This is a genomic window from Streptomyces incanus (genome assembly GCF_042656345.1).
GTDB classification, from domain to species: domain Bacteria; phylum Actinomycetota; class Actinomycetes; order Streptomycetales; family Streptomycetaceae; genus Streptomyces; species Streptomyces incanus.
Genome location: NZ_JBHSPC010000038.1, coordinates 79,854 through 99,264, shown reverse-complemented (window position 1 = coordinate 99,264; position 19,411 = coordinate 79,854). Strand labels below are relative to the sequence as shown.

Below are 19,411 nucleotides of genomic sequence, written 5' to 3'. Positions count from 1 at the left end.
TCACTTGCCGAGGGCCTTCTCGATGTCGGTGATGACCTTCTCCATGGCGATCGGGCCGTTGCTGCTGCTCCAGACCTGGCCGTCGACGCCGTGGTCCCGGCCTGCCTCGACGGCCTTCATCCGGGTGAAGGCCTTCTCGGAGCGGGCGGCCTCCAGTGCCTTGTCCCCCTCGGCGTTCAGCGTGGCGATGAAGACGTGGTCGGCGTCGGCCTTGGTGAGGTTCTCCAGGGACAGCGGGTCCGAGTGCGGCTGCTCGCCGAGGCCCTCGGCCAGCGGCAGGGGAGACAGACCGGCCTCCTCCAGCATCGCGGTGGGCATGTTGGCGGAGTTCATCACGATCGGGCCGCCCGGCATCCACCGCATCACGACGCCCGTGCCCTTGACGCCGTCGCCCGCGTTCCCCGCGCGCTCGACCAGGGCGTCGATCTTCTGGTCGAGTTCGTCGGCCTTGCCCAGCGCCTCGCCGTAGGCGTCGAGGCTGGAGCGCCAGTCACCGGCGGCCGGGACGATGGTCGGCGCGATGGCGGAGAGCGTCTCGTACTGCGACTTCTCCAGGTTGGCGCCGGTGAGGATGATGTCCGGGTCGGCCTTGAGGATCGCCTCGGCGTTGGGTTCCCGCACCGTGGCGACCAGCGGGATGCCGGCGGCCCGGTCGCTCAGGTAGGCGGGAGCGCCTTCGGCGCCCCGGGCGGCGCTGGTGCCCACCGGAGTGATGCCGAGGGACAGGGCGGTGTCCAAGGAGGCATCGCTGAGGGTGACGACCCTCTTCGGTGTGCCGTCGATCTTCACCTCGCCGAAAGCCGTCCGCACGCTCCGCTCGGTCCCGCCGGACACCGACTTCCCTTTGCTGTCAGCCGAGTTGGCGGAATCGGACCCGCCACAGGCGGCGAGGGCCATGACCAGCGGGGCGGCGGCCAGAGCGAGGGCGGCGGAGCGCAGCGGAGATCGGCTTCTGGGCATGGATGTCTCCAGGGGAGGTGGATGTATAGCGAAAGCAAAGTTAGGTTAACCTCACCTTTGTTGAATATGGAAGGAGGGGTGACGGTGACACTGCGTTCCCTCATCGTGCGCGGCCTGCTCCCCGGCGCCGGTGTCCTGCTGGCCGCGGTGATCGCGAGCCTGCTCCTGGGTGCGGGCGATGTCGGGCCGGAGCGTGCCCTGTCCGCCCTGCTGGACGGCGCCGACACCGACGCCCGGTTCACCGTGCTGGAACTGCGGCTGCCGCGCACCCTGGTCGCCGTCGCCGTCGGTCTGGCCCTGGGGATCGCGGGAGCCCTGCTCCAGGCCGCCGCCCGCAACCCGCTGGCCGAACCGGGCCTGCTCGGGGTGAGCGCGGGGGCCTCCTTCGCGGTGGTCGTCGCCCTGGTGCTCGGCGCCTCGGCCGCCACCCTCGGCCCCTACGTGGCCGTCCTCGGGGCCGGCGCCGGATGTCTGCTGGCACTGGGCGCGGCCCGCCTGCGCGGCGCCGGGGACGACCCCGTCCGCCTCGTGCTTGCCGGAGCCGCCTTCAGCGGACTGATGGCCGCCGGCTCCTCGGTGATGCTGCTCGTCGACGCCCGCGCCGCCGACGAGATCCGCTTCTGGACCATCGGATCGGTCGCCGGACGGGAACTGGCGGACCTGTGGGCCGTCGTCCCCGTCGTCGGTCTCGGACTCCTCCTCGCCGTCCTCGTCGCCCCCGCCCTGACCGCCCTGAGTCTCGGCGACGACGTGGCCACCGGCCTCGGCCACACACCCGGCCGGGTCAGGGCCGTCGCGGTCGCCGCCGTGGCCCTGCTGGTCGGCGGTGCCACCGCCCTGGCCGGCCCCGTCGCCTTCGTCGGACTCGTCGTGCCGTTCGCCGCGCGCGCCCTGGTCGGCCCGGACCTGCGCCGGCTGCTGGCCGTCTCCGTCCTTCTCGGCCCCGCCACCGTGCTCACCGCCGACGTCGTCTCCCGGCTCGTGGCCCGCCCCTACGAGATGCCCCTCGGCGTCATGACCGCGCTGCTCGGCGCGCCCGTCCTGGTCGCCGTCGTCCGATCCCACAGGTTGCCCTCGCTGTGACAACGCATCCCGCCCCGCCCGGACCGGCGACCGCGGCCAAGCCCGCGGCACCCGCCCGCCTTCCTTCGCTCGCCGTCCCCGGAACCTGGCGCGTGGCCGTCGGCCCGTACGCCGTCCTGATCCCGCGCAAGCCGCTGCTGGGCACCGCCGCCGCCCTGGTCGTGCTGATCGCCGCGAGCGCGGTGCACCTCTCCGTCGGCGAGATCTTCGTCCACCCGCTGGACGCGCTGCGCGCTCTGTTCGGCGACGGCACCCCCCGCGACCTGCTCGTCGTCGAACGCCTACGGCTGCCCCGCCTCCAGGCCGGCCTCGCCGTCGGCGCCGCCCTCGGCGCGGCCGGCTGCCTGATGCAGACCCTCGCCCAGAACCGGCTGGCCACCCCCGACACCGTCGGCCTCAACGACGGCGCCGCCGCCTTCGCCGTCGCCTCCGTCACCGGACTCACCACCAGCCTCCTGCCCAGCGGCGCCGCCCTGACCGGCGCCGCCACCGCCGCCGCCCTCACCCTCGCTCTCAGCGGCGGAGCCGGACGCGGAGGCTACCGCTTCCTCGTCGTGGGCCTCGGCGTCGGCGCCGTCTTCGGTGCCGTCACCAGCCTCGTCCTCGCCCGCTCGGCCGCCGACGCGGCCAACGCCGCCTACGGCTGGACCGTCGGCACCCTCAACAGCCGCGACCAGGACGCCGTGGCCCTGCTCGCCCTCGCGCTGCTCGTCGTCCTGCCGCTCGCCATGGTCCTCGGCCGCCGACTGCTCCTGCTGCGCCTGTCCGACTCCGTCGCCCGCGGTCTCGGCGTCCGCATCAAGGGCCTGCGCCTGGCCGTCATCGCCCTCGCCGTCGTCCTCGGCGGCCTCGCCGTCGCCGTCGCCGGGCCGCTCGGCATGATCGCCCTCGCCGCTCCCGAGGCCGCCCGCCGCATCGCCGGGCCCCGTTCCGTCCCCGTCCTGCTCTCCGCCCTCGCCGGGGCGGTCTTCACCCTCCTCGCCGACCTGCTGGGCCGCACCGTGCTGGCCCCGCTGGAGATCCCCGTCGGCCTCGTCACCGCCGTCGTGGGCGGCCCGTATCTGCTCTGGCTGCTGCTCACCACTCGTACCAGGAGGTCCCTGTGAGCTTGGACCGGGAGCTGTCCGTGAACCCGTACCAGGAGGTCCCCGTGAACCCGGCCGAGACCGACAGCCGCCTGCGCACGCGGGACCTGCGCCTGGCCCACGGCTCCAGGGTCGTCGTCGACGGCCTCGACCTCGCGCTGCCCGAACGCCGGGTCACCGTCATCGTCGGCCCCAACGGCTGCGGCAAGTCGACCCTCCTCGGCGGACTGGCCCGCACCCTGCCCGCGCGCGGCGGCGCCGTCCTCCTCGACGGCCGGGAACTCACCAAGATCCCCACCCGGGAGATCGCCCGCAGCATCGGCATGCTCCCCCAGTCCGCGATCGCCCCCGACGGCCTCACCGTCCGCGACCTCGTCCGCTACGGCCGCCAGCCCCACCAGGGCCTGCTGCGCCAGTGGTCCGCCGACGACGCCCGCGCGGTCGAGGAGGCGCTCACCGCCGCAGACCTGCACGACCTCGCCGACCGCCCGCTCGAAACCCTCTCCGGCGGGCAGCGCCAGCGGGCCTGGATCGCCATGGCCGTCGCCCAGGAGACCGCAATCCTCCTCCTCGACGAACCCACCTCGGCCCTCGACATGGGCCACGCCCTCGAAGTGCTCGAACTGGTCCGCTCACTGGCCGCCCAGGGCCGCACCCCGGTCCTGGTCCTCCACGACCTGACCACCGCCTGCCGCTACGCCGATCACATGATCGCCCTCAAGGACGGCGCGATCGTCGCCCAGGGCCCGCCGTCCACCATCGTTTCCCCCGACCTGGTCCGAGAGCTCTACGGCGTCGAGAGCGCCATCCTCACCGATCCGGTCCACGGCACCCCGGTGATCTGCCCCCTCCACGTCACCCCCTCCGGGGCAGACGCCTGAACACACCCCGGCATCCGCGGGACGCGTCGACGAGCCCCGTGCGCCGGGTTCCCGACGCGCCCACCCGCCTCGACGGCACGGCGGGGCCGTCGTCGCCGACAGGTGTCCCGAGGCGGGACTTCCACCGGCGTCGCCGCGCGATTCCGGGGGTGACCGGACCCCCGTCAGACCGGATAGGCGTGGGTCTGGGCCGCCTTGAGCGTGGCCCAGACGTCCGTGCCCGGGTGGAGGCCGAGTTCGGCGGCGGCGACCGTGGTGAGGTCGGCGGTCAGGGGGAGTTCGCCGGTGAGGGCGACGCGGATCTGATCGCCGTGGGTTTCCATACCGGCGACCTCGCAGTGCCAGAGGTTGCGCGCGCTGGAGCCGGTGGGGCGGTCGCGGTGGAGGGTCACGGCGCCGGGCGGGAACGCGACGAAGACCTGGCCGGTGAGATCCTCGGTGGTGGTGACCGCCGGGCCGCCGTCCAGCCGTACGGTGTGGCCCTCGGCCCGGCCGGTGTAGAGGTTGAGGCCGACGAGCTGCGCGATGTAGTCGGTGCGCGGGCGACGGGCGATGTCCTGGGGCGTTCCCTCCTGGACGACCCTGCCGTGCTCCACCACCACCAGACGGTCGGCCAGCACCATCGCGTCGAGCGGGTCGTGCGTGACCAGGACGGCGACCGCCTCGAACGCGGCCAGATGGCGGCGGAGTTGAGCGCGTACGTCCAGGCGGGTACGGGCGTCCAGGGCGGCGAGGGGCTCGTCGAGGAGGAGCATCCTCGGGCTGGTGGCCAGGGCGCGGGCCAGGGCCACCCGCTGGGCCTGGCCGCCGGAGAGACGGCGGGGCTTGGCGCCGGCGTGGTCCGCCAGGCCCATGCGGTCCAGCCACGCGGCGGCCGTCGCCCGTGCCCCGGCCTTCGTGGCGCCCTGGCAGCGGGGGCCGAAGGCCACGTTGTCCAGCGCCGTGAGGTGCGGGAAGAGGAGGTAGTCCTGGAAGACGACGCCCACGGGACGGAACTCGGGCGGCACACGGTGCAACTCGGTGCCGTCCAGGTGGAGATGGCCGGCAGCGAGGGGCGTGAGGCCGGCCAGGGCGCGCAGCGCCGTGCTCTTGCCGGCGCCGTTTGGGCCGAGCAGGGCGACGACCTCGCCCGGCGCCGCGGTGAGCGCGATGTCCAGGCGGAAGGTGCCGTGGTCGACGACCAGGTGGGCGTCGAGGCCGTCGGGGACCTTGTCGAGTGCGGCGGCTCCCCGGGCGGTGCCGTCGTGCTTGCGCTTCCCCGCGTGGGTCATGACGCCGTCATCCACCGGTCGCGCAGGCCGGCCAGCACCGCGATCGAGACGGCGAGCAGGACCAGGCTGAGGGCGATGGCCGCCTCCGGGTCGCTCTGCAGGGCGAGGTAGACGGCGAGGGGCATGGTCTGGGTCCGGCCGGGAAAATTGCCGGCGAAGGTGATCGTCGCCCCGAACTCGCCCAGCGCCCGCGCCCAGGCCAGTACCGAACCCGCCGCGATGCCCGGCGCGATCAGCGGCAGCGTGACCCGACGGAACGCGGTGAAGCGCGACGCGCCCAGGGTGGCCGCGGCCTCCTCGTAACGGCGGTCGGCGGCACGCAGCGTGCCCTCGACGCTGATGACCAGGAACGGCATCGCCACGAACGCCTCCGCGACCACGACCCCGGCGGTGGTGAAGGGCAGGCTGATGCCGAACCAGGCGTCCAGCCACTGCCCGACGATGCCGTTGCGGCCGAGCGCCATGAGCAGGGCAACACCGCCCACCACCGGCGGCAGGACCAGGGGGAGTGTCACCAGCGCCCGGACCAGGCCCCGGCCGGGGAATTCCGTACGGGCCAGCAGCCAGGCCAGCGGTACGCCGAGGACCAGGCTCACCGCCGTCGCCGCGGTGGCGCACACCAGGGAGAGACGCAGCGCCTGCCACACCGCGGGGCTCGTCAACTGCTCGGGCATGCTCTGCCACGGGGCCCGGACCAGCAGGGCGAGCAGGGGCACCAGCAGGAACGCCACGGCGAGCAGTGCGGGCAGCAGCAGGGGCAGCGGCACGCCCCGCCCGCCGCCCGCCCCCCTGCGGCGGCGCCGCGGACCGGTGCCCTTACGGGTGCCGGTCGCGGCGCCGGAAGTGCCGGAGGCGTCCGCCGGGGTCACGACGTCAGGAACCCGGCGTCCGCCAGTACCCGCTGCCCCTCGTCGGACCGCACGTACGCGATGAACGCCTCGGCCGCCGCGGCGTTCGGGGCGTCCTTGAGCAGGGTGATCGGGTAGTCGTTGACGGCCTCTGCGGCCTCGGGGAAGTCCACGCCCTCCACCTTGTCACCTGCCGCGTGCACGTCGGTCTTGTACACGAGGGCGGCGTCGGCCTCCTTCAGCCGGACCTTCGTCAGGGCGCTCTTGACGTCCTGCTCGTACGACACCGGGGTGAGCCTCAGACCGGCGGCGTCCAGCGCCGCCTGCGCGGCGGCCCCGCACGGCACCTCCTCGGCGCACAGGACGACCTTCAGCTTCGAGTCGGTCAGGTCCTTCAGCGAGGAGACGCTGTCCGGGTTGCCGGGCAGGGTGGCGATCTCCAGCTGGTTGCGGACGAAGGTGGCCGGAGTGCCGGCGGCGTCTCCCGCGTCCGTGACGATCTTCATCGTCCTGGGGCTGGCGGAGGCGAAGACATCGGCGGGGGCGCCGCTGGTGATACCGGCCGCGAGGCTGTCGCTGCCGCCGAAGTTGAACGTGATCCTGGTGCCGGGGTGTGCCTTCTCGAACCGCTCGCCCAGCGTCGTGAAGCTCTCCGTGAGGGAGGCGGCGGCGAAGACGGTCACCGTGCCGGACAGCTTGCCCGGGGCGGAGCCGGACCCGGCCTCGCCCCTGTCCGCGGACGAGGAGCAGGCCGTCGCGGCCCCCAGAACCAGCAGCACGGCAGCACCGGCACCGGCCAGCCGAGGCAGGCGGGTCCGGGGTGCGGGGCGGGTCATCACAGGACTTCTCCCTCTGCCTGCTGCTGCTCGCGGATCGATCCAGCGGGAACGCATGCGCTGATGGTAATGCCGCAGATGCAAGCTGAGAATCCCATTTCGCATCGCATCAGCCGTACACGAACCATGGGAAGACCGCATGTGCGTTTGTGTGTGGCCACTGCTCGCGACGCTTGGGTCGTGCAAAATGATAGCTGCATCTATGATAGTTGCAGCCATCATTCACGCGGAGGCGGTTCTCGATGCTCAAACCGGCGCGGCTGTTCGGGCGGGACGTGGAATGGCGGGAACTGGGGGAGTTCACGTCGTCGGAGCGGCAGGGTGCGTCGCTGGGACTCGTGTACGGGCGGCGGCGGCAAGGGAAAACGCTGATGCTCGAGCTGCTCGCCCGGGAGAGGGCCGGCTTCCTGTTCGCCGCGACGCAGCAGAGCGAGGCGCAGAACCTGACGGATCTGGGTGCCGCGTACGCGTCGTTCCGCGGGCTGCGACGACCGGTGGTGTTCGGCCACTGGCGGGAGGCCCTCGACGAGTTGCTGCGCATCGGCGAGGACCGGGCCGTGCCCGTGGTGATCGACGAGTTCCCGTATCTGGTCTCGGCGACGCCCGCGCTGCCCTCCTACCTGCAACAGGCGCTGAGTCCGCTGAGCCACGCCAAGGAGCACACCCGTACCCGGCTGATTCTCTGCGGCAGCGCGCTGCCCACCATGGCGCAGTTGCTCGGCGGGGGCGCCCCGCTCCGAGGGCGAGCGAGCATGGAGCTTGTGGTGCGTCCCTTCCGGTTCCGGGAGGCGGCCGACTTCTGGGGTGTGGCGGAGGATCCCGAGGTGGCCTTCAAGCTGCACGCGCTCGTCGGCGGTACGCCCGCGTACAAGGAGATGTCCGGGGGGACGGGGCCGGACGGTCCGGCGGACGTCGACCGGTGGGTGGCCCGTCGGCTGCTGAATCCGGCCTCGGCCATGTTCCGTGAGGGAGGGCTGCTGCTGCGCGAGGAGCCTTCGATCGCGGACCCGACCTCGTACGCGGCGGTCCTGGCGGCGGTGAGCGCGGGTCATCACCGCAGGTCGGAGATCGCCGGCGCCCTGGAGCGGCCGAGCAGCTCGTTGGCGCACCTGCTCTCCGGGCTTCAGGGCATTGGTCTGCTGGAGCAGAGCGAGGACGCCATAAGGGACAAGCGCAGCGTCTTCCGGGTGGCTGAACCGGTGGTGCGGCTGCACCAGTTGCTGATCCAGCGGCACGAGCCGGAGCTGGTGGTGGGCCGGGCCGACCAGGTGTGGCAGGAGAACGCGGACACCGTCGCCGGCAAGATCTACGGACCGCACTTCGAAGAACTGGCCCGCCAATGGTGCTTCGAGCACGCCGGGCCCGAGACCCTCGGAGGGCGGCCGAGCTGGGTGCGGCCCACCGAGATCGCCTGCCGGGAACACCGTCGCGGCCACGAACTGGATGTCGTCGTGGGGGAGTCGCCGGCGTTCGGAACGGACCGGATCACCGCGATCGGCGAGGCGAAGGGCACCCTCACTCCCGTCGGGCTGCCGCACTTGGAGCGTCTGGAGCACCTGCGAGGGCTCCTGCCCAGTGCCCGGGTGGGTGCTCTGCCCAAGCTTCTGCTCTTCGCTCGCTCCGGCTTCACCGGTGATCTCCGGCGGGAGGCGGACCGGCGCAGTGACGTCGAACTGGTCGACCTGCACCGCATGTACCGCGGGGAGTGAGGGACCCACGTCCCGAGTCCGCCCTCGGGGCTGGAACTCCGCTCTCCTGAGCGTGGGATGAGCGTGAACGGCCGCTGGTGTATGAGATACGAAAGAGCGCACCCATGGTGTCCGGAGCCTTGCCAGTCCGGTGGAGGCCGCCCTATTCTCCCGTGGGGAAAGCGCTTTCCCCCGGTTGTCGGTTCGGGTCCAGTGGAGTGAAGTCGCCGCTTCGGCAGGTGGCTTCGCGCATGGGTCGCCACAGGTCCGGCGCGGGGGAACGGTTGCGGTGACCCCGTGGCCGGCGGCGGCCCGCATGCCTGCCGGGCCGTCATGGCGGTGGTCGGTCCGATCGCATCGAAGCCGAAGAACGGCACCCGCACAGCAGTACCCGCTCACAGCACCCGCAGCAGGGCAGGACCAGGACGCCGGCAGGGCGTGATCACGGGACGGCCGCACAGGGCCGGGGATGGCCGAGCGCGGCCAAAGCCGTCCGGAGGGGTCTCCGGCGGATGCGACCCCGCTCAATGTGACATGCCCATGCCATTAAGTGGCGCATGTCCTGGCCCATGCCGCCCATCCCGGCACGTGCAGACGAACAGGGAGAGACACGGATGAAGAGATCAGCAGCAGTGCGCCTCAGCGCGACGCTGGCCACCGCGGCCCTCGCGGCCGCGACCGGCCTGGTGGTGTCGATGCCCTCGGCGTCGGCGGCGACCGGCAGCGCCACCGGCTACGCCACGCAGAACGGCGGGACCACCGGCGGTGCCGGCGGGCAGACGGTGCGCGCCACCACGGGCACCGCGATCCACGCGGCCCTGTGCGGCCGGGCCAGCAGCAGCACCCCGATCACCATCGAGGTCCAGGGGACCATCAACCACGGCAACACCACCAAGGTGTCCGGCGGCAGCTGCAACACCGCAGCCGGCGTGATCGAGCTCAAGCAGATCAGCAACGTCACGATCGTCGGTGTCGGCAGCGGTGCCGTCTTCGACCAACTGGGCATCCACATCCGGGAGTCCAGCAACATCATCATCCAGAACGTGACCGTCCGGAACGTCAAGAAGTCCGGCTCGCCCACCTCCAACGGCGGCGACGCCATCGGCATGGAGAGCGACGTCCGCAACGTCTGGGTCGACCACACCACACTCGAGGCGTCCGGCGGGGAGTCGGAGGGCTACGACGGCCTCTTCGACATGAAGGACAACACCCAGTACGTGACCCTGTCGTACAGCATCCTGCGCAACTCCGGCCGCGGTGGCCTCATCGGGTCCAGCGAGAGCGACCGCTCCAACGGCTACGTCTCGTTCCACCACAACAAGTACGAGAACATCGACTCCCGTACGCCGCTGCTGCGCGGCGGCATCTCGCACATCTACAACAACCACTACGTGAACCTGCACGAGTCCGGCATAAACTCCCGGGCCGGGGCCCGCGCGAAGGTGGACAACAACTACTTCAAGGACTCCAAGGACGTCCTCGGCACCTTCTACACCAGCGAAGCGGGCTACTGGCAGGTCAGCGGCAACATCTTCGACAACGTGACCTGGTCCAGCCGCAGCGGCGACAACCAGCCCGCCGGCCCCAACCCGACGTCCAACACCTCGGTCGGCATCCCCTACTCCTACAGCCTCGACAACGCGAGCTGCGTACCGGACGTGGTGAACCGGACGGCCGGCGCCAACAAGGGCAACCAGGTCTCGGACGGCAAATGCACCCCGCAGAACCCGGGCCCGACCGACCCCACGACTCCCCCCACGGGCCCGACCGATCCCCCCACCGGGACCAACCTCAGCCTCGGTGCCGACGCCGACGGCTCCAGCAAGGCCGACGGGACCAGCTACGGCAACGTGCGTGACGGCAACCTGAGCACCTACTGGTCGCCGAGCGGTTCGACCGGCTCCGTCTCGATCAAGTGGTCCTCCGCCACCTCGGTGTCGAAGATCAACATCCGGGAGGCGGCAGGCTCCGTGGGCGCCATCCGCAGCTGGAGGGTCCTCAACCACGACACCGGCGCCGTTCTGACCTCCGGCAGCGGAGCGGGTGCCGTCTCCTTCCCGCGGACCTCGCTGAAGAAGATCACCTTCGAGATCACCGGCTCGAGCGGCACCCCGAGGATCGCCGAGTTCGAGACCTACAACGGCTAGGTCCCGCGGTCGGTCCCGTCGTCACCCGCCCGGCTCCAGGTCCCGACCCCGGGACCTGGAGCCGGGCGTCGTCCGCGCCCGCCGAACATGGGGAGTGTACGTTCGTACGCTCTACGGATAGGGTCCGTGCATGACCATTGACGTACTGCGCCGGCCGGGTCTGGCCGAGCGGCAGGCTCGCGCGGCCGTTGCCGTGCTCTTCTTCACCAACGGCGCCCTGTTCGCGAACCTCCTGCCGCGCTATCCGCAGATCAAGGCGGATCTCGGCATCGGCAACGCCGCCTACGGGCTGGCCGTCGCGGCGTTCCCGGCGGGGGCCGTCGTGGCCGGGCTGGGGGCGGGGGTCCTCGTCCGCCGGCTGGGCTCGGCGCGGGCGGCGGTGGCGAGCACGCTGCTGACCGCGGCCGGGATCCTCGTCGCCGGTCTGGCGCCGTCGGTGGTGCTGTTCGCGATGGCGCTGTTCCTGGCCGGCGCCATGGACGCGTTCACCGACGTCGCGCAGAACGCCCACGGGCTGCGGGTGCAGCGCCGCTACGGGCGCTCCATCATCAACTCCTTCCACGCCATCTGGTCCATCGGCGCCGTCACCGGCGGAGCCATGGCCGCCGGTGCGATCGCGCTCGGTCTCCCGCTCGGGGTGCACCTGCTGATCTCGGGCGTGGTCTTCGGGGCCACCGCCTGTGTCGCCCTGCGGTTCTGCCTGCCGGGACCCGATACCGAACCGGCCGAGGAGACGGCGGAGGCGAGGGAAGAGCCGCAGGAGAAGGGGAGCACCGGAGGCGGGCGTTCGGTCCTGACCTCGCGGACGCGATACGTGCTGGCCGCGCTCGTCCTCATCGCCACCGCCGGCACGCTCGTCGAGGACGCGGGCAACTCCTGGGCCGCGCTCTACCTCTCCGACTCGCTGAACGCGTCGGCGGCGCTGGCGGCCTCCGGCTTCATCGCCCTGGTCGGGGCCCAGTTCGTCGGCCGGATCCTCGGCGACCGGTTCGTCGACCGGTTCGGCCAGCGCGCGGTGGCCCGAGCCGGAGGCTTCATCGCCGCGGCCGGCATGGGCCTGGCCCTGGCCGTGCCCACGGTGCCCGGCACGATCCTCGGCTTCGCCGCGGCCGGGTTCGGCGTGGCGACCCTGGTGCCGGCGGCGATGCACGAGGCCGACGAACTGCCCGGCCTCAAGCCCGGATCGGGGCTGACGATCGTCTCCTGGCTGATGCGGCTCGGCTTCCTGCTCTCCCCGCCGATCGTCGGGCTCGTCGCCGACGAGGCCGGCCTGCGCCTCGGCCTGCTGGTGGTGCCCCTCGCGGGCGCCCTCGTGGTCGTGCTCGCCGGAGTGCTGGGATCCCAAAAGCGTCAACCGGCCGGTGGCGAGCGGTAGGAGAGCGCCGCAGTATCGGGCGGACGTGTTGAGCGTACGTTCGTACGCTCCAGGGTGTACCGTCGTTTCCATGGCGACGGACCACTTCGCGCAGGACCCCCGTACGAACCTGGAACGGATGCAGGCGGGCGACCTCTACATCGCCGACGATCCCGAGATCGCCCGCCGGCAGCAGGAGGCCGTACGCCTGGCAGCCCGCTTCCAGGCCGCCTTCGTCGAGGACGCCGCCGCGGCGCAGGCGATCCTCGTCGAACTGCTCGGTGCCGTGGGTGAGGAGGCGCATGTGCGCCCGCCCCTGTACGTCGACTACGGCAGCAACATCACCATCGGGGCGCGCACCTTCGTCAACTGCAACCTGACCGCGCTGGACGTCGCGGCCATCGTCATCGGCGAGGACTGCCAGATCGGCCCGAACGTCCAGCTCCTCACCCCCACCCACCCCGTGGAGCCGCAGCCCCGGCGCGACAAGCTGGAGGCCGCGCAGCCGATCACCATCGGCGACAACGTCTGGATCGGCGGCGGCGCCATCGTCCTGCCCGGGGTGACCATCGGGGACAACTCCGTGATCGGCGCCGGCGCGGTCGTCACCAAGGACGTGCCGGCGAACGTGATCGCCCTCGGCAATCCCGCACGCCCGGTCCGCGGCATCTGAGGCTCCCGTGGCCACCGGACACACCGACCCGCGGCGGCGCGAACGCATCATCGCCGCCACCCTCGACCTCATCGCCGAGGAGGGGCTCGCGGCGGTCTCCCACCGCAAGATCGCCCAGCGTGCCGGCGTGCCGCTGGGGTCGATGACGTACCACTTCGGCGGGATGGACGAGCTGCTCCGGGAGGCGTTCGGTGAGTTCACCGGCCATGTGGTCGGCGTCTTCGACAGGCATCTCGCGTCGCCGGCCGGCCGGGAGGAGGCCATCGCGGCCGTGGCCGACCTCGTCCACGCCCTGTCCGGGGACAGTCGGCGCGACCTCGTGCTCACCCAGGAGCTGTACGCCCTCGCCGCCCGCCGGCCCGCCTACCGGGAACTCACCCACGAGTGGATGCGCCGCAGCCGGGTCCACCTCGAGAAGTACTTCGACCCGGACACCGCCCGCCAGCTCGACGCCCTCATCGAGGGACTGACCCTCCACCTCGCCCTGTCCCGGGAACCCCACGACCGGGCCCTGACGCTCGACGCGATCGCCCGCATCACGGCAACCCGCCCGCCCCGGGAGCCGTGAGCGGGCCCCCAGCCGCCCGTGCGGCACAGTCCTGACCACTGTGCCGCACGGGCATGACCGTCTTTCCCCGCCTCAACCGCCGCCCCGCCATCGGGGCGGCGGTTGAGGCGGGGCACAGGGCGCCGGGCCGCCCGGACAGGGCGAAGCGGTCGAGAGGCGGAACGCGGTCTTCCCACCGGCGTTTCCCGGGTGTCAGGGGGCAGGCGGCGTCAGCGTCGCCGTGAACCGGTACCGCGAGCCGCGGTACACCGCGCGGACCCACTCGACCGGCGTCCCCGTCTCGTCCCGCGAGTGACGGGACAGCAGCAGCATCGGCAGGCCCACGTCGGTGTGCAGCAGTCCGGCCTCCCGTGGGGTGGCGGGGAAGGTCTCGATGGTCTCGTCGGCCTCCGCCAGGCGTACGCCGTACACCTCGGTGAGTGTCGTGTAGAGCGAGGTGCGGCGGGCCAGGTTCCGGCGCAGTCCGGGGAAGCGGCGCGCGGACAGATGGGTCGCCTCGATCGCCATGGGCTCGCCCCCGGCCAGCCGCAGCCGCTCGACGCGCAGCACCCTCTCGCCCCGCTCCACCTCGAGCAGCGCCGCCAGTTCCCCGCCGGCCGCCATGTAGTCGATGTTCAGGACCCGGGAGGCGGGGGTGAGCCCCTGGTTGCGCATGTCCTCGGTGTACGAGGTCAGTTGGAGGGTCCGGTAGATCTTCGGGCGGGCGACGAAGGTGCCCTTGCCCTGGATGCGGACCAGCCGGCCCTCGCTCACCAGCTCCTGAAGGGCCTTGCGGACGGTGGTGCGCGAGGTGCGGAACTCGAGGGCGAGGAAGCGCTCGGCCGGCATCGGCGAGCCCGGTGGGCGCGCTTCGGTCATTCTCAGGAGGCGCTGCTTGACGCGGTAGTACTTCGGGACGCGGTCGGCGGGGTCCGGTGCCCCCGTGTCGGCCTGGGCGCTGCTGAGGTCCGTGCTCATGACCTGCCTTCCGGCTGCGGGGTCCGGCGGCGCGGACGGCGGGCGCCGACCGCGGTGCACGTCGGCGGACGGCCGGGTTCGGCGCCGCACGCTCGGCGGTCCCGTTATAACCGCACGCCTTCTTTTGGTCTAGGCCAACCCGTCGACACGTCCCCGTTTGGGAGGACTTCCCAGGTCCCGCGAGGGGTCCGGGGAGCGGTTCGGGTGATGGTGGCGGGACCCTTGACAGAGCCATAGGTCTAGGCCAAGCTCCCCTTGCTGGTCTAAACCATTTAGAGGAAGCCGGGTCCCAGCCCGCCGAGTGCCGCGCCATTGCGAGGGTCACCGCCGAGGGTGTGGGTGTGGAAGGCATTCCTGAGGAGGGGTGGCGCGTGAAGCGCAAGCTGATAGCCGCGATCGGGGTCGCGGGCATGGTGTTCTCCGTCGCCGCGTGCGGGGGAGACGACGGCGACGGCAAGAGCACCGGGGCGGACGGCTACAAGGGCCAGACGCTCACCGTGTGGGTGATGGACGGCTCCTCGCCCGACGAGTGGCAGAAGGACCTCGCCACGGAGTTCGAGACCAAGACCAAGGCGAAGGTCGCGTTCAAGATCCAGAAGTGGAACGGCATCCAGCAGAAGCTGACCACCGCCCTGTCCGAGGAGAACCCGCCCGACGTCTTCGAGGTCGGCAACACGCAGACCCCGGCCTACGCCAAGACCGGCGGCCTCGCCGACCTCACCGAGCTGAAGTCGTCGGTCGGCGCGGACTGGACCGAGTCCCTCAACGAGTCGTCCGTCTTCGACGGCAAGCAGTACGCGGCGCCGTGGTACTTCGCCAACCGCGTGGTCCTCTACAACAAGAAGGTCTGGGCCGACGCGGGTCTCAAGGACACGCCCAAGACCCGTGACGAGTTCTACGACGCGCTCAAGGCGATCGGTGACAAGACCGACGCGGAGCCGATCTACCTGCCCGGCCAGAACTGGTACCACTTCGTCGGACTCGTCATCGGCGAGGGCGGCGAACTGGTCAAGAAGGACGGCGACCAGCACGTCTCCAACCTCGACGACCCGAAGGTCGCCGCCGCCATGGAGACGTACAAGAAGTTCCAGGCGCTGTCCAAGGCGCCCAAGGACAAGGACGAGGCCACCCCGCAGCAGGGCGAGGTCTTCGCCAAGGGCAACGTCGGCGCGTTCATCGGCATGGGCTGGGAAGCCGGCATCGCCATCGAGGCCAACCCGAAGATCGAGCAGGACATCGGCTACTTCACGATCCCGGGTGACACGGCCGGGCAGCCCGAGGGCGTCTTCCTCGGCGGCTCCAACCTCGCCGTCGCCGCGGGCAGCAAGAAGCAGGACCTCGCCCAGGAGTTCCTGAAGCTCGCCCTCTCCGACAAGTACGAGGGACAGCTGGCCAAGCTCAACGGCGTCATCCCCAACAAGGAGTCGCTGCAGAGCAGCCTGAAGGGCAACGCCCCCGCCGAGGCCGCCGCACCGGCCGCCGCCGTCGGTGGCACCACCCCGCTGATCCCGGAGTGGGCCGCGGTCGAGAACGCGCCCAACCCGATCAAGACATACATGACGGCCGTGCTCAACGGCAAGTCCCCGGCCGAGGCCGCCGCGCAGGTCGAGGGCGAGTTCAACAAGCGCCTGGCGCAGGAGCAGTAGGCGCGCGAGCGCACGGACCGGAGCGCGGGGCCGGCCACCCGGCGGCCCCGCCCCGGCGTTGAGTACGTCGAGAAGAGAGAGCGCGAGCATGACCGTGCAGACCGAACGGCCGTCCTCCGGCCCGGCGGACGTCCGCAAGGCGGCCGGCGGGAAGGCCGGCGGGCCGACACCGCCGGCCGCGTCGCGGGCCGGCTCCTTCGCCCCGTACCTGTTGCTGCTGCCGGCCCTCGCGGCCACCGTGCTGCTGCTCGGCTGGCCGCTGCTGAAGGACGTGCTGCTGTCCTTCCAGAACCTCAACATGGGGCAGCTGATCCAGCACGTCACCGAGTGGAACGGCGGCGACAACTACAAGGAGACCCTCACCAGCGAGGACTTCTGGCGGGTCACCCTCCGCTCGATCCTGTTCACGGCGGTCAACGTCGTCCTGATCATGGTCCTGGGCACGCTGACCGGCCTGCTGCTCGCCCGCCTCGGCAAGCGGATGCGGGTCACCCTGCTGCTCGGCCTGGTGCTGGCGTGGGCCATGCCGATCGTGGCCGCCACCACCGTCTACCAGTGGCTGTTCGCCCAGCGCTTCGGTGTCGTCAACTGGGTCCTGGACAAGCTCGGCTGGCACTCCATGGCCGACTACAGCTGGACCAGCAGCCAGATGTCGACCTTCTTCGTCGTCATCGTGCTGATCGTGTGGATGTCCATCCCGTTCGTCGCGATCAACCTGTACGCGGCGACGACCACCATCCCGGGCGAGCTCTACGAGGCCGCGTCCCTCGACGGCGCGGGTGCCTGGCGGAGCTTCACCACGGTCACCCTGCCGTTCCTGCGGCCGTTCCTCTACGCGACGACCTTCCTGGAGACCATCTGGGTCTTCAAGGCGTTCGTCCAGGTCCTCGCCTTCAACGACGGCGGTCCCGACCGGCTCACCGAGATCCTCCCCGTCTACGCCTACGTCGAGGGCATGGGCAACCAGCACTACGGCATGGGCGCGGCGATCGCGGTCCTGACCATCCTGGTCCTGCTCGGCCTGACCGCCTACTACCTCAGGATCGTGCTCAAGCAAGAGGAGGACGCGCTGTGAAGCGCTCGCTCTTCGGCCGCCTGTGGCCCAACGCCACGGCCGTCGTCCTGTTCATCGGCTTCGTCTTCCCCGTGTACTGGATGTTCGCCACGGCCTTCAAACCGACCGGCGACATCATCTCGGAGGACCCGGTCTGGTTCCCGACCGACGTCACCTTCGAGCACTTCAGGACCGCGACCGGCGCCGACCACTTCTGGACGTACGTCCGCAACTCGCTGACCGTCACCCTCCTGGCCGTGACCTTCTCGCTGGTCATCGCGCTGGCCGGCTCCTTCGCCCTGGCCCGGATGCGGTTCAGGGGGCGGCGCGGCTTCATCATCGGTTTCATGATGGCCCAGATGGCGCCCTGGGAAGTCATGATCATCGCGATATACATGATCGTGCGGGACGCGTCGATGCTGAACAGCCTCGTGCCGCTGACGCTCTTCTACACGATGATGATCCTGCCCTTCACCATCCTGACGCTGCGCGGCTTCGTCGCCGCCGTGCCGAAGGAGCTGGAGGAGTCGGCGATGGTCGACGGCTGCACCCGCGCCCAGGCGTTCCGCCGGGTCATCCTGCCGCTGCTCGCCCCGGGCCTGATGGCCACCTCGCTGTTCGGCTTCATCACCGCCTGGAACGAGTTCGCTCTGGTCCTGGTGCTCAACAAGGAAGCCGAGGCGCAGACCCTGCCGCTGTGGCTGTTCAGCTTCCAGACCCAGTTCGGCGACGACTGGGGCGCGACCATGGCCGCCTCGTCGCTCTTCGCCGTCCCCATCCTGATCCTCTTCGTCTTCCTGCAGCGCAAGGCCGTCAGCGGCCTGACCGCGGGCGCAGTGAAGGGATAACGCCACCCGATGACGACCTCCACCACCGGCACCGACATCCTCACCCGCGACGCCCTGGCCGTGCTCCAGCCCGGCTTCGCCGGCACCACCGCGCCCGACTGGGTGCGCCGCCGGCTCTCCGAGGGACTCGCCTCCGTCGCCCTCTTCGGCCGCAACGTCGCCACCGCCGAGCAAGTCACCGCCCTCACCGCACAGCTGCGGGCCGAGCGGGACGACCTGCTCGTGGCGATCGACGAGGAGAGCGGCGACGTCACCCGGCTGGAGGTCCGCACCGGCTCCTCCTTCCCCGGCAACCACGCCCTCGGCGCCGTCGACGACACCGGCCTCACCCGCGGCGTCGCCCGCGAACTGGGCCGACGGCTCGCCGAGTGCGGCGTCAACTTCGACTGGGCGCCCTCCGCCGACGTCAACGCCAACCCGGACAACCCGGTCATCGGCGTCCGCTCCTTCGGCCGTGACACCGACCTGGTCGCCCGGCACACCGCCGCCTGGGTCGAGGGCCTGCAGTCCACCGGCGTCGCCGCCTGCACCAAGCACTTCCCCGGCCACGGCGACACCAGCGTCGACTCCCACCACGCCGTCCCGCACATCGACCTCGACGCCACCACCCTGCACGAACGCGAACTCCAGCCGTTCCGGGCGGCGATCGCGGCCGGCACCCGCGCCGTCATGAGCGCCCACATCAAGGTCCCCGTCCTCGACCCGGACCGCCCCGCCACCCTCTCCCGCCACATCCTCACCGACCTGCTGCGCGGCGAACTCGGCTACCAGGGGCTGATCGTCACCGACGGTATGGAGATGCGCGCCATCTCCGGCACCTACGGTCTCCACCACGGAGTCGTCCTGGCCATCGCGGCCGGCGCCGACGCGATCTGCGTGGGCGGAGGGCTGTGCGACGAGGACACGGTGCAGGGCCTGACGGACGCGCTCGTCGCCGCCGTCCGCTCGGGCGAACTCGCCGAGGAGCGGCTCGCCGACGCCGCCGCCCGGGTCCGCGCCCTGGCCGACTGGACGGCCACGATGCGGCGCTCCCCGGCCCCCGAGGGCGAGCGGGAGCCGGAGATCGGCCTCACGGCGGCCCGCCGCGCGGTGACCGTGACCCGCACCGGGCCCGCCGCACCGGTCACCGGACCGGTGTACGTGGCCACCTTCAACCCCGCCGCCAACATCGCCGTCGGCGACGAGACCCCCTGGGGTGTCGGCGCGGAACTGGAACGGCTGCTGCCGGGCACCACCACCGGCTCCTTCACCGGCCCCGACGCCGGTGCGCGGGCACTCGAGGCCGCGGCCGGCCGGCGCGTGGTCGCCGTGGTCCGCGACGAGCACCGGCACGCGTGGATGCGGACGGCCCTGGACACCCTGCTCGCGGCCGGGCCGGACACCGCGGTCGTGGAGATGGGCGTACCGCAGTCCGCGCCGCGCGGCGCGCTGCACGTCGCCACGCACGGCGCGGCGCGCGTGTGCGGGACCGCGGCGGCGGAGGCGCTCGTCGCGGGCTGACACGCCGGGACG

Annotated in this window: 17 protein-coding genes; 12 read left to right on the top strand and 5 right to left on the bottom strand. The window is 71.7% G+C overall.

Going from position 1 to position 19,411, the window contains the following annotated elements; translation table 11 throughout:
• A complete protein-coding gene (locus ACFP2V_RS15725) occupies positions 1 to 960 on the bottom strand; it encodes an ABC transporter substrate-binding protein (RefSeq protein ID WP_381211736.1) in 960 nt (319 codons plus the stop codon).
• 84 nt (positions 961 to 1,044) lie between these two features.
• Here ACFP2V_RS15725 and ACFP2V_RS15720 point away from each other — a divergent pair, with 84 nt between their 5' ends.
• From ACFP2V_RS15720 to ACFP2V_RS15710, 3 genes are read left to right on the top strand one after another with little or no spacing between them, the layout of a single operon-like run.
• Positions 1,045 to 2,043 (top strand): FecCD family ABC transporter permease, encoded by a 999-nt coding sequence (locus ACFP2V_RS15720; RefSeq protein ID WP_381211733.1) that lies wholly within the window; start codon positions 1,045 to 1,047, stop codon positions 2,041 to 2,043.
• Positions 2,040 to 3,149 (top strand): FecCD family ABC transporter permease, encoded by a 1,110-nt coding sequence (locus ACFP2V_RS15715; protein ID WP_381211730.1) that lies wholly within the window; start codon positions 2,040 to 2,042, stop codon positions 3,147 to 3,149. Before ACFP2V_RS15720 ends, ACFP2V_RS15715 begins: the two co-directional genes overlap by 4 nt.
• On the top strand, positions 3,146 to 4,009 hold the full coding sequence (locus tag ACFP2V_RS15710; protein WP_381211728.1) for an ABC transporter ATP-binding protein: 864 nt from the start codon (positions 3,146 to 3,148) through the stop codon (positions 4,007 to 4,009). The genes ACFP2V_RS15715 and ACFP2V_RS15710 overlap by 4 nt, the downstream gene beginning before the upstream one ends.
• Before the next feature lie 164 nt (positions 4,010 to 4,173).
• On the opposite strand, the gene ACFP2V_RS15705 is transcribed toward ACFP2V_RS15710, so the two are convergent.
• From ACFP2V_RS15705 to modA, 3 genes are read right to left on the bottom strand one after another with little or no spacing between them, the layout of a single operon-like run.
• Complete coding sequence (locus ACFP2V_RS15705; protein ID WP_381211725.1) at positions 4,174 to 5,280, bottom strand: ABC transporter ATP-binding protein; 1,107 nt, start codon at positions 5,278 to 5,280, stop codon at positions 4,174 to 4,176.
• On the bottom strand, positions 5,277 to 6,149 hold the full coding sequence (gene modB, locus ACFP2V_RS15700) for a molybdate ABC transporter permease subunit (RefSeq protein ID WP_381211722.1): 873 nt from the start codon (positions 6,147 to 6,149) through the stop codon (positions 5,277 to 5,279). The genes ACFP2V_RS15705 and modB overlap by 4 nt, the downstream gene beginning before the upstream one ends.
• Positions 6,146 to 6,964: a molybdate ABC transporter substrate-binding protein gene (modA, locus tag ACFP2V_RS15695; protein ID WP_381211719.1), complete on the bottom strand. Its 819-nt coding sequence runs from the start codon at positions 6,962 to 6,964 to the stop codon at positions 6,146 to 6,148. Before modA ends, modB begins: the two co-directional genes overlap by 4 nt.
• A 242-nt stretch (positions 6,965 to 7,206) precedes the next feature.
• Between modA and ACFP2V_RS15690 the strand changes: the two genes are divergently transcribed.
• From ACFP2V_RS15690 to ACFP2V_RS15670, 5 genes are all read left to right on the top strand, one after another.
• Positions 7,207 to 8,673 (top strand): AAA family ATPase, encoded by a 1,467-nt coding sequence (locus ACFP2V_RS15690; protein ID WP_381211717.1) that lies wholly within the window; start codon positions 7,207 to 7,209, stop codon positions 8,671 to 8,673.
• A 593-nt stretch (positions 8,674 to 9,266) separates the two neighbouring features.
• On the top strand, positions 9,267 to 10,799 hold the full coding sequence (locus ACFP2V_RS15685; RefSeq protein WP_381211715.1) for a pectate lyase family protein: 1,533 nt from the start codon (positions 9,267 to 9,269) through the stop codon (positions 10,797 to 10,799).
• A 130-nt stretch (positions 10,800 to 10,929) separates the two neighbouring features.
• On the top strand, positions 10,930 to 12,174 hold the full coding sequence (locus tag ACFP2V_RS15680; protein WP_381211713.1) for an MFS transporter: 1,245 nt from the start codon (positions 10,930 to 10,932) through the stop codon (positions 12,172 to 12,174).
• A gap of 70 nt (positions 12,175 to 12,244) precedes the next feature.
• On the top strand, positions 12,245 to 12,826 hold the full coding sequence (locus ACFP2V_RS15675; RefSeq protein WP_381211710.1) for a sugar O-acetyltransferase: 582 nt from the start codon (positions 12,245 to 12,247) through the stop codon (positions 12,824 to 12,826).
• A 7-nt stretch (positions 12,827 to 12,833) separates the two neighbouring features.
• Positions 12,834 to 13,394, top strand: a complete 561-nt coding sequence (locus ACFP2V_RS15670; RefSeq protein WP_381211707.1) for a TetR/AcrR family transcriptional regulator — start codon at positions 12,834 to 12,836, stop codon at positions 13,392 to 13,394.
• A 192-nt stretch (positions 13,395 to 13,586) separates the two neighbouring features.
• Here the strand turns inward: ACFP2V_RS15670 and ACFP2V_RS15665 are convergent, their stop codons facing one another.
• On the bottom strand, positions 13,587 to 14,351 hold the full coding sequence (locus tag ACFP2V_RS15665; RefSeq protein WP_381211704.1) for a GntR family transcriptional regulator: 765 nt from the start codon (positions 14,349 to 14,351) through the stop codon (positions 13,587 to 13,589).
• Positions 14,352 to 14,722: 371 nt separating this feature from the next.
• Between ACFP2V_RS15665 and ACFP2V_RS15660 the strand changes: the two genes are divergently transcribed.
• The 4 genes from ACFP2V_RS15660 to ACFP2V_RS15645 all read left to right on the top strand — a co-directional run bounded on the left by ACFP2V_RS15660 (position 14,723) and on the right by ACFP2V_RS15645 (position 19,399).
• Complete coding sequence (locus ACFP2V_RS15660) at positions 14,723 to 15,997, top strand: extracellular solute-binding protein (protein WP_381211701.1); 1,275 nt, start codon at positions 14,723 to 14,725, stop codon at positions 15,995 to 15,997.
• A gap of 88 nt (positions 15,998 to 16,085) precedes the next feature.
• Positions 16,086 to 17,072 carry a carbohydrate ABC transporter permease gene (locus tag ACFP2V_RS15655; RefSeq protein ID WP_381211698.1) on the top strand — a complete coding sequence of 329 codons (987 nt, stop codon included), beginning with the start codon at positions 16,086 to 16,088 and terminating at the stop codon, positions 17,070 to 17,072.
• Positions 17,069 to 17,899 carry a carbohydrate ABC transporter permease gene (locus tag ACFP2V_RS15650; RefSeq protein ID WP_381211695.1) on the top strand — a complete coding sequence of 277 codons (831 nt, stop codon included), beginning with the start codon at positions 17,069 to 17,071 and terminating at the stop codon, positions 17,897 to 17,899. The genes ACFP2V_RS15655 and ACFP2V_RS15650 overlap by 4 nt, the downstream gene beginning before the upstream one ends.
• A gap of 9 nt (positions 17,900 to 17,908) precedes the next feature.
• Positions 17,909 to 19,399: a glycoside hydrolase family 3 protein gene (locus tag ACFP2V_RS15645; protein WP_381211692.1), complete on the top strand. Its 1,491-nt coding sequence runs from the start codon at positions 17,909 to 17,911 to the stop codon at positions 19,397 to 19,399.
• The last annotated feature ends 12 nt before the right edge of the window (positions 19,400 to 19,411 follow it).

Bases quoted from the DNA above. Each gene is read 5' to 3' on its own strand.
- ACFP2V_RS15725 (WP_381211736.1), bottom strand. From the start codon at position 960: ATGCCCAGAAGCCGATCTCCGCTGCGCTCCGCCGCCCTCGCTCTGGCC.
- ACFP2V_RS15705 (WP_381211725.1), bottom strand. From the start codon at position 5,280: ATGACCCACGCGGGGAAGCGCAAGCACGACGGCACCGCCCGGGGAGCC.
- modA (WP_381211719.1), bottom strand. From the start codon at position 6,964: ATGACCCGCCCCGCACCCCGGACCCGCCTGCCTCGGCTGGCCGGTGCC.
- ACFP2V_RS15690 (WP_381211717.1), top strand. From the start codon at position 7,207: ATGCTCAAACCGGCGCGGCTGTTCGGGCGGGACGTGGAATGGCGGGAA.
- ACFP2V_RS15685 (WP_381211715.1), top strand. From the start codon at position 9,267: ATGAAGAGATCAGCAGCAGTGCGCCTCAGCGCGACGCTGGCCACCGCG.
- ACFP2V_RS15680 (WP_381211713.1), top strand. From the start codon at position 10,930: ATGACCATTGACGTACTGCGCCGGCCGGGTCTGGCCGAGCGGCAGGCT.
- ACFP2V_RS15675 (WP_381211710.1), top strand. From the start codon at position 12,245: ATGGCGACGGACCACTTCGCGCAGGACCCCCGTACGAACCTGGAACGG.
- ACFP2V_RS15665 (WP_381211704.1), bottom strand. From the start codon at position 14,351: ATGAGCACGGACCTCAGCAGCGCCCAGGCCGACACGGGGGCACCGGAC.
- ACFP2V_RS15655 (WP_381211698.1), top strand. From the start codon at position 16,086: ATGACCGTGCAGACCGAACGGCCGTCCTCCGGCCCGGCGGACGTCCGC.
- ACFP2V_RS15645 (WP_381211692.1), top strand. From the start codon at position 17,909: ATGACGACCTCCACCACCGGCACCGACATCCTCACCCGCGACGCCCTG.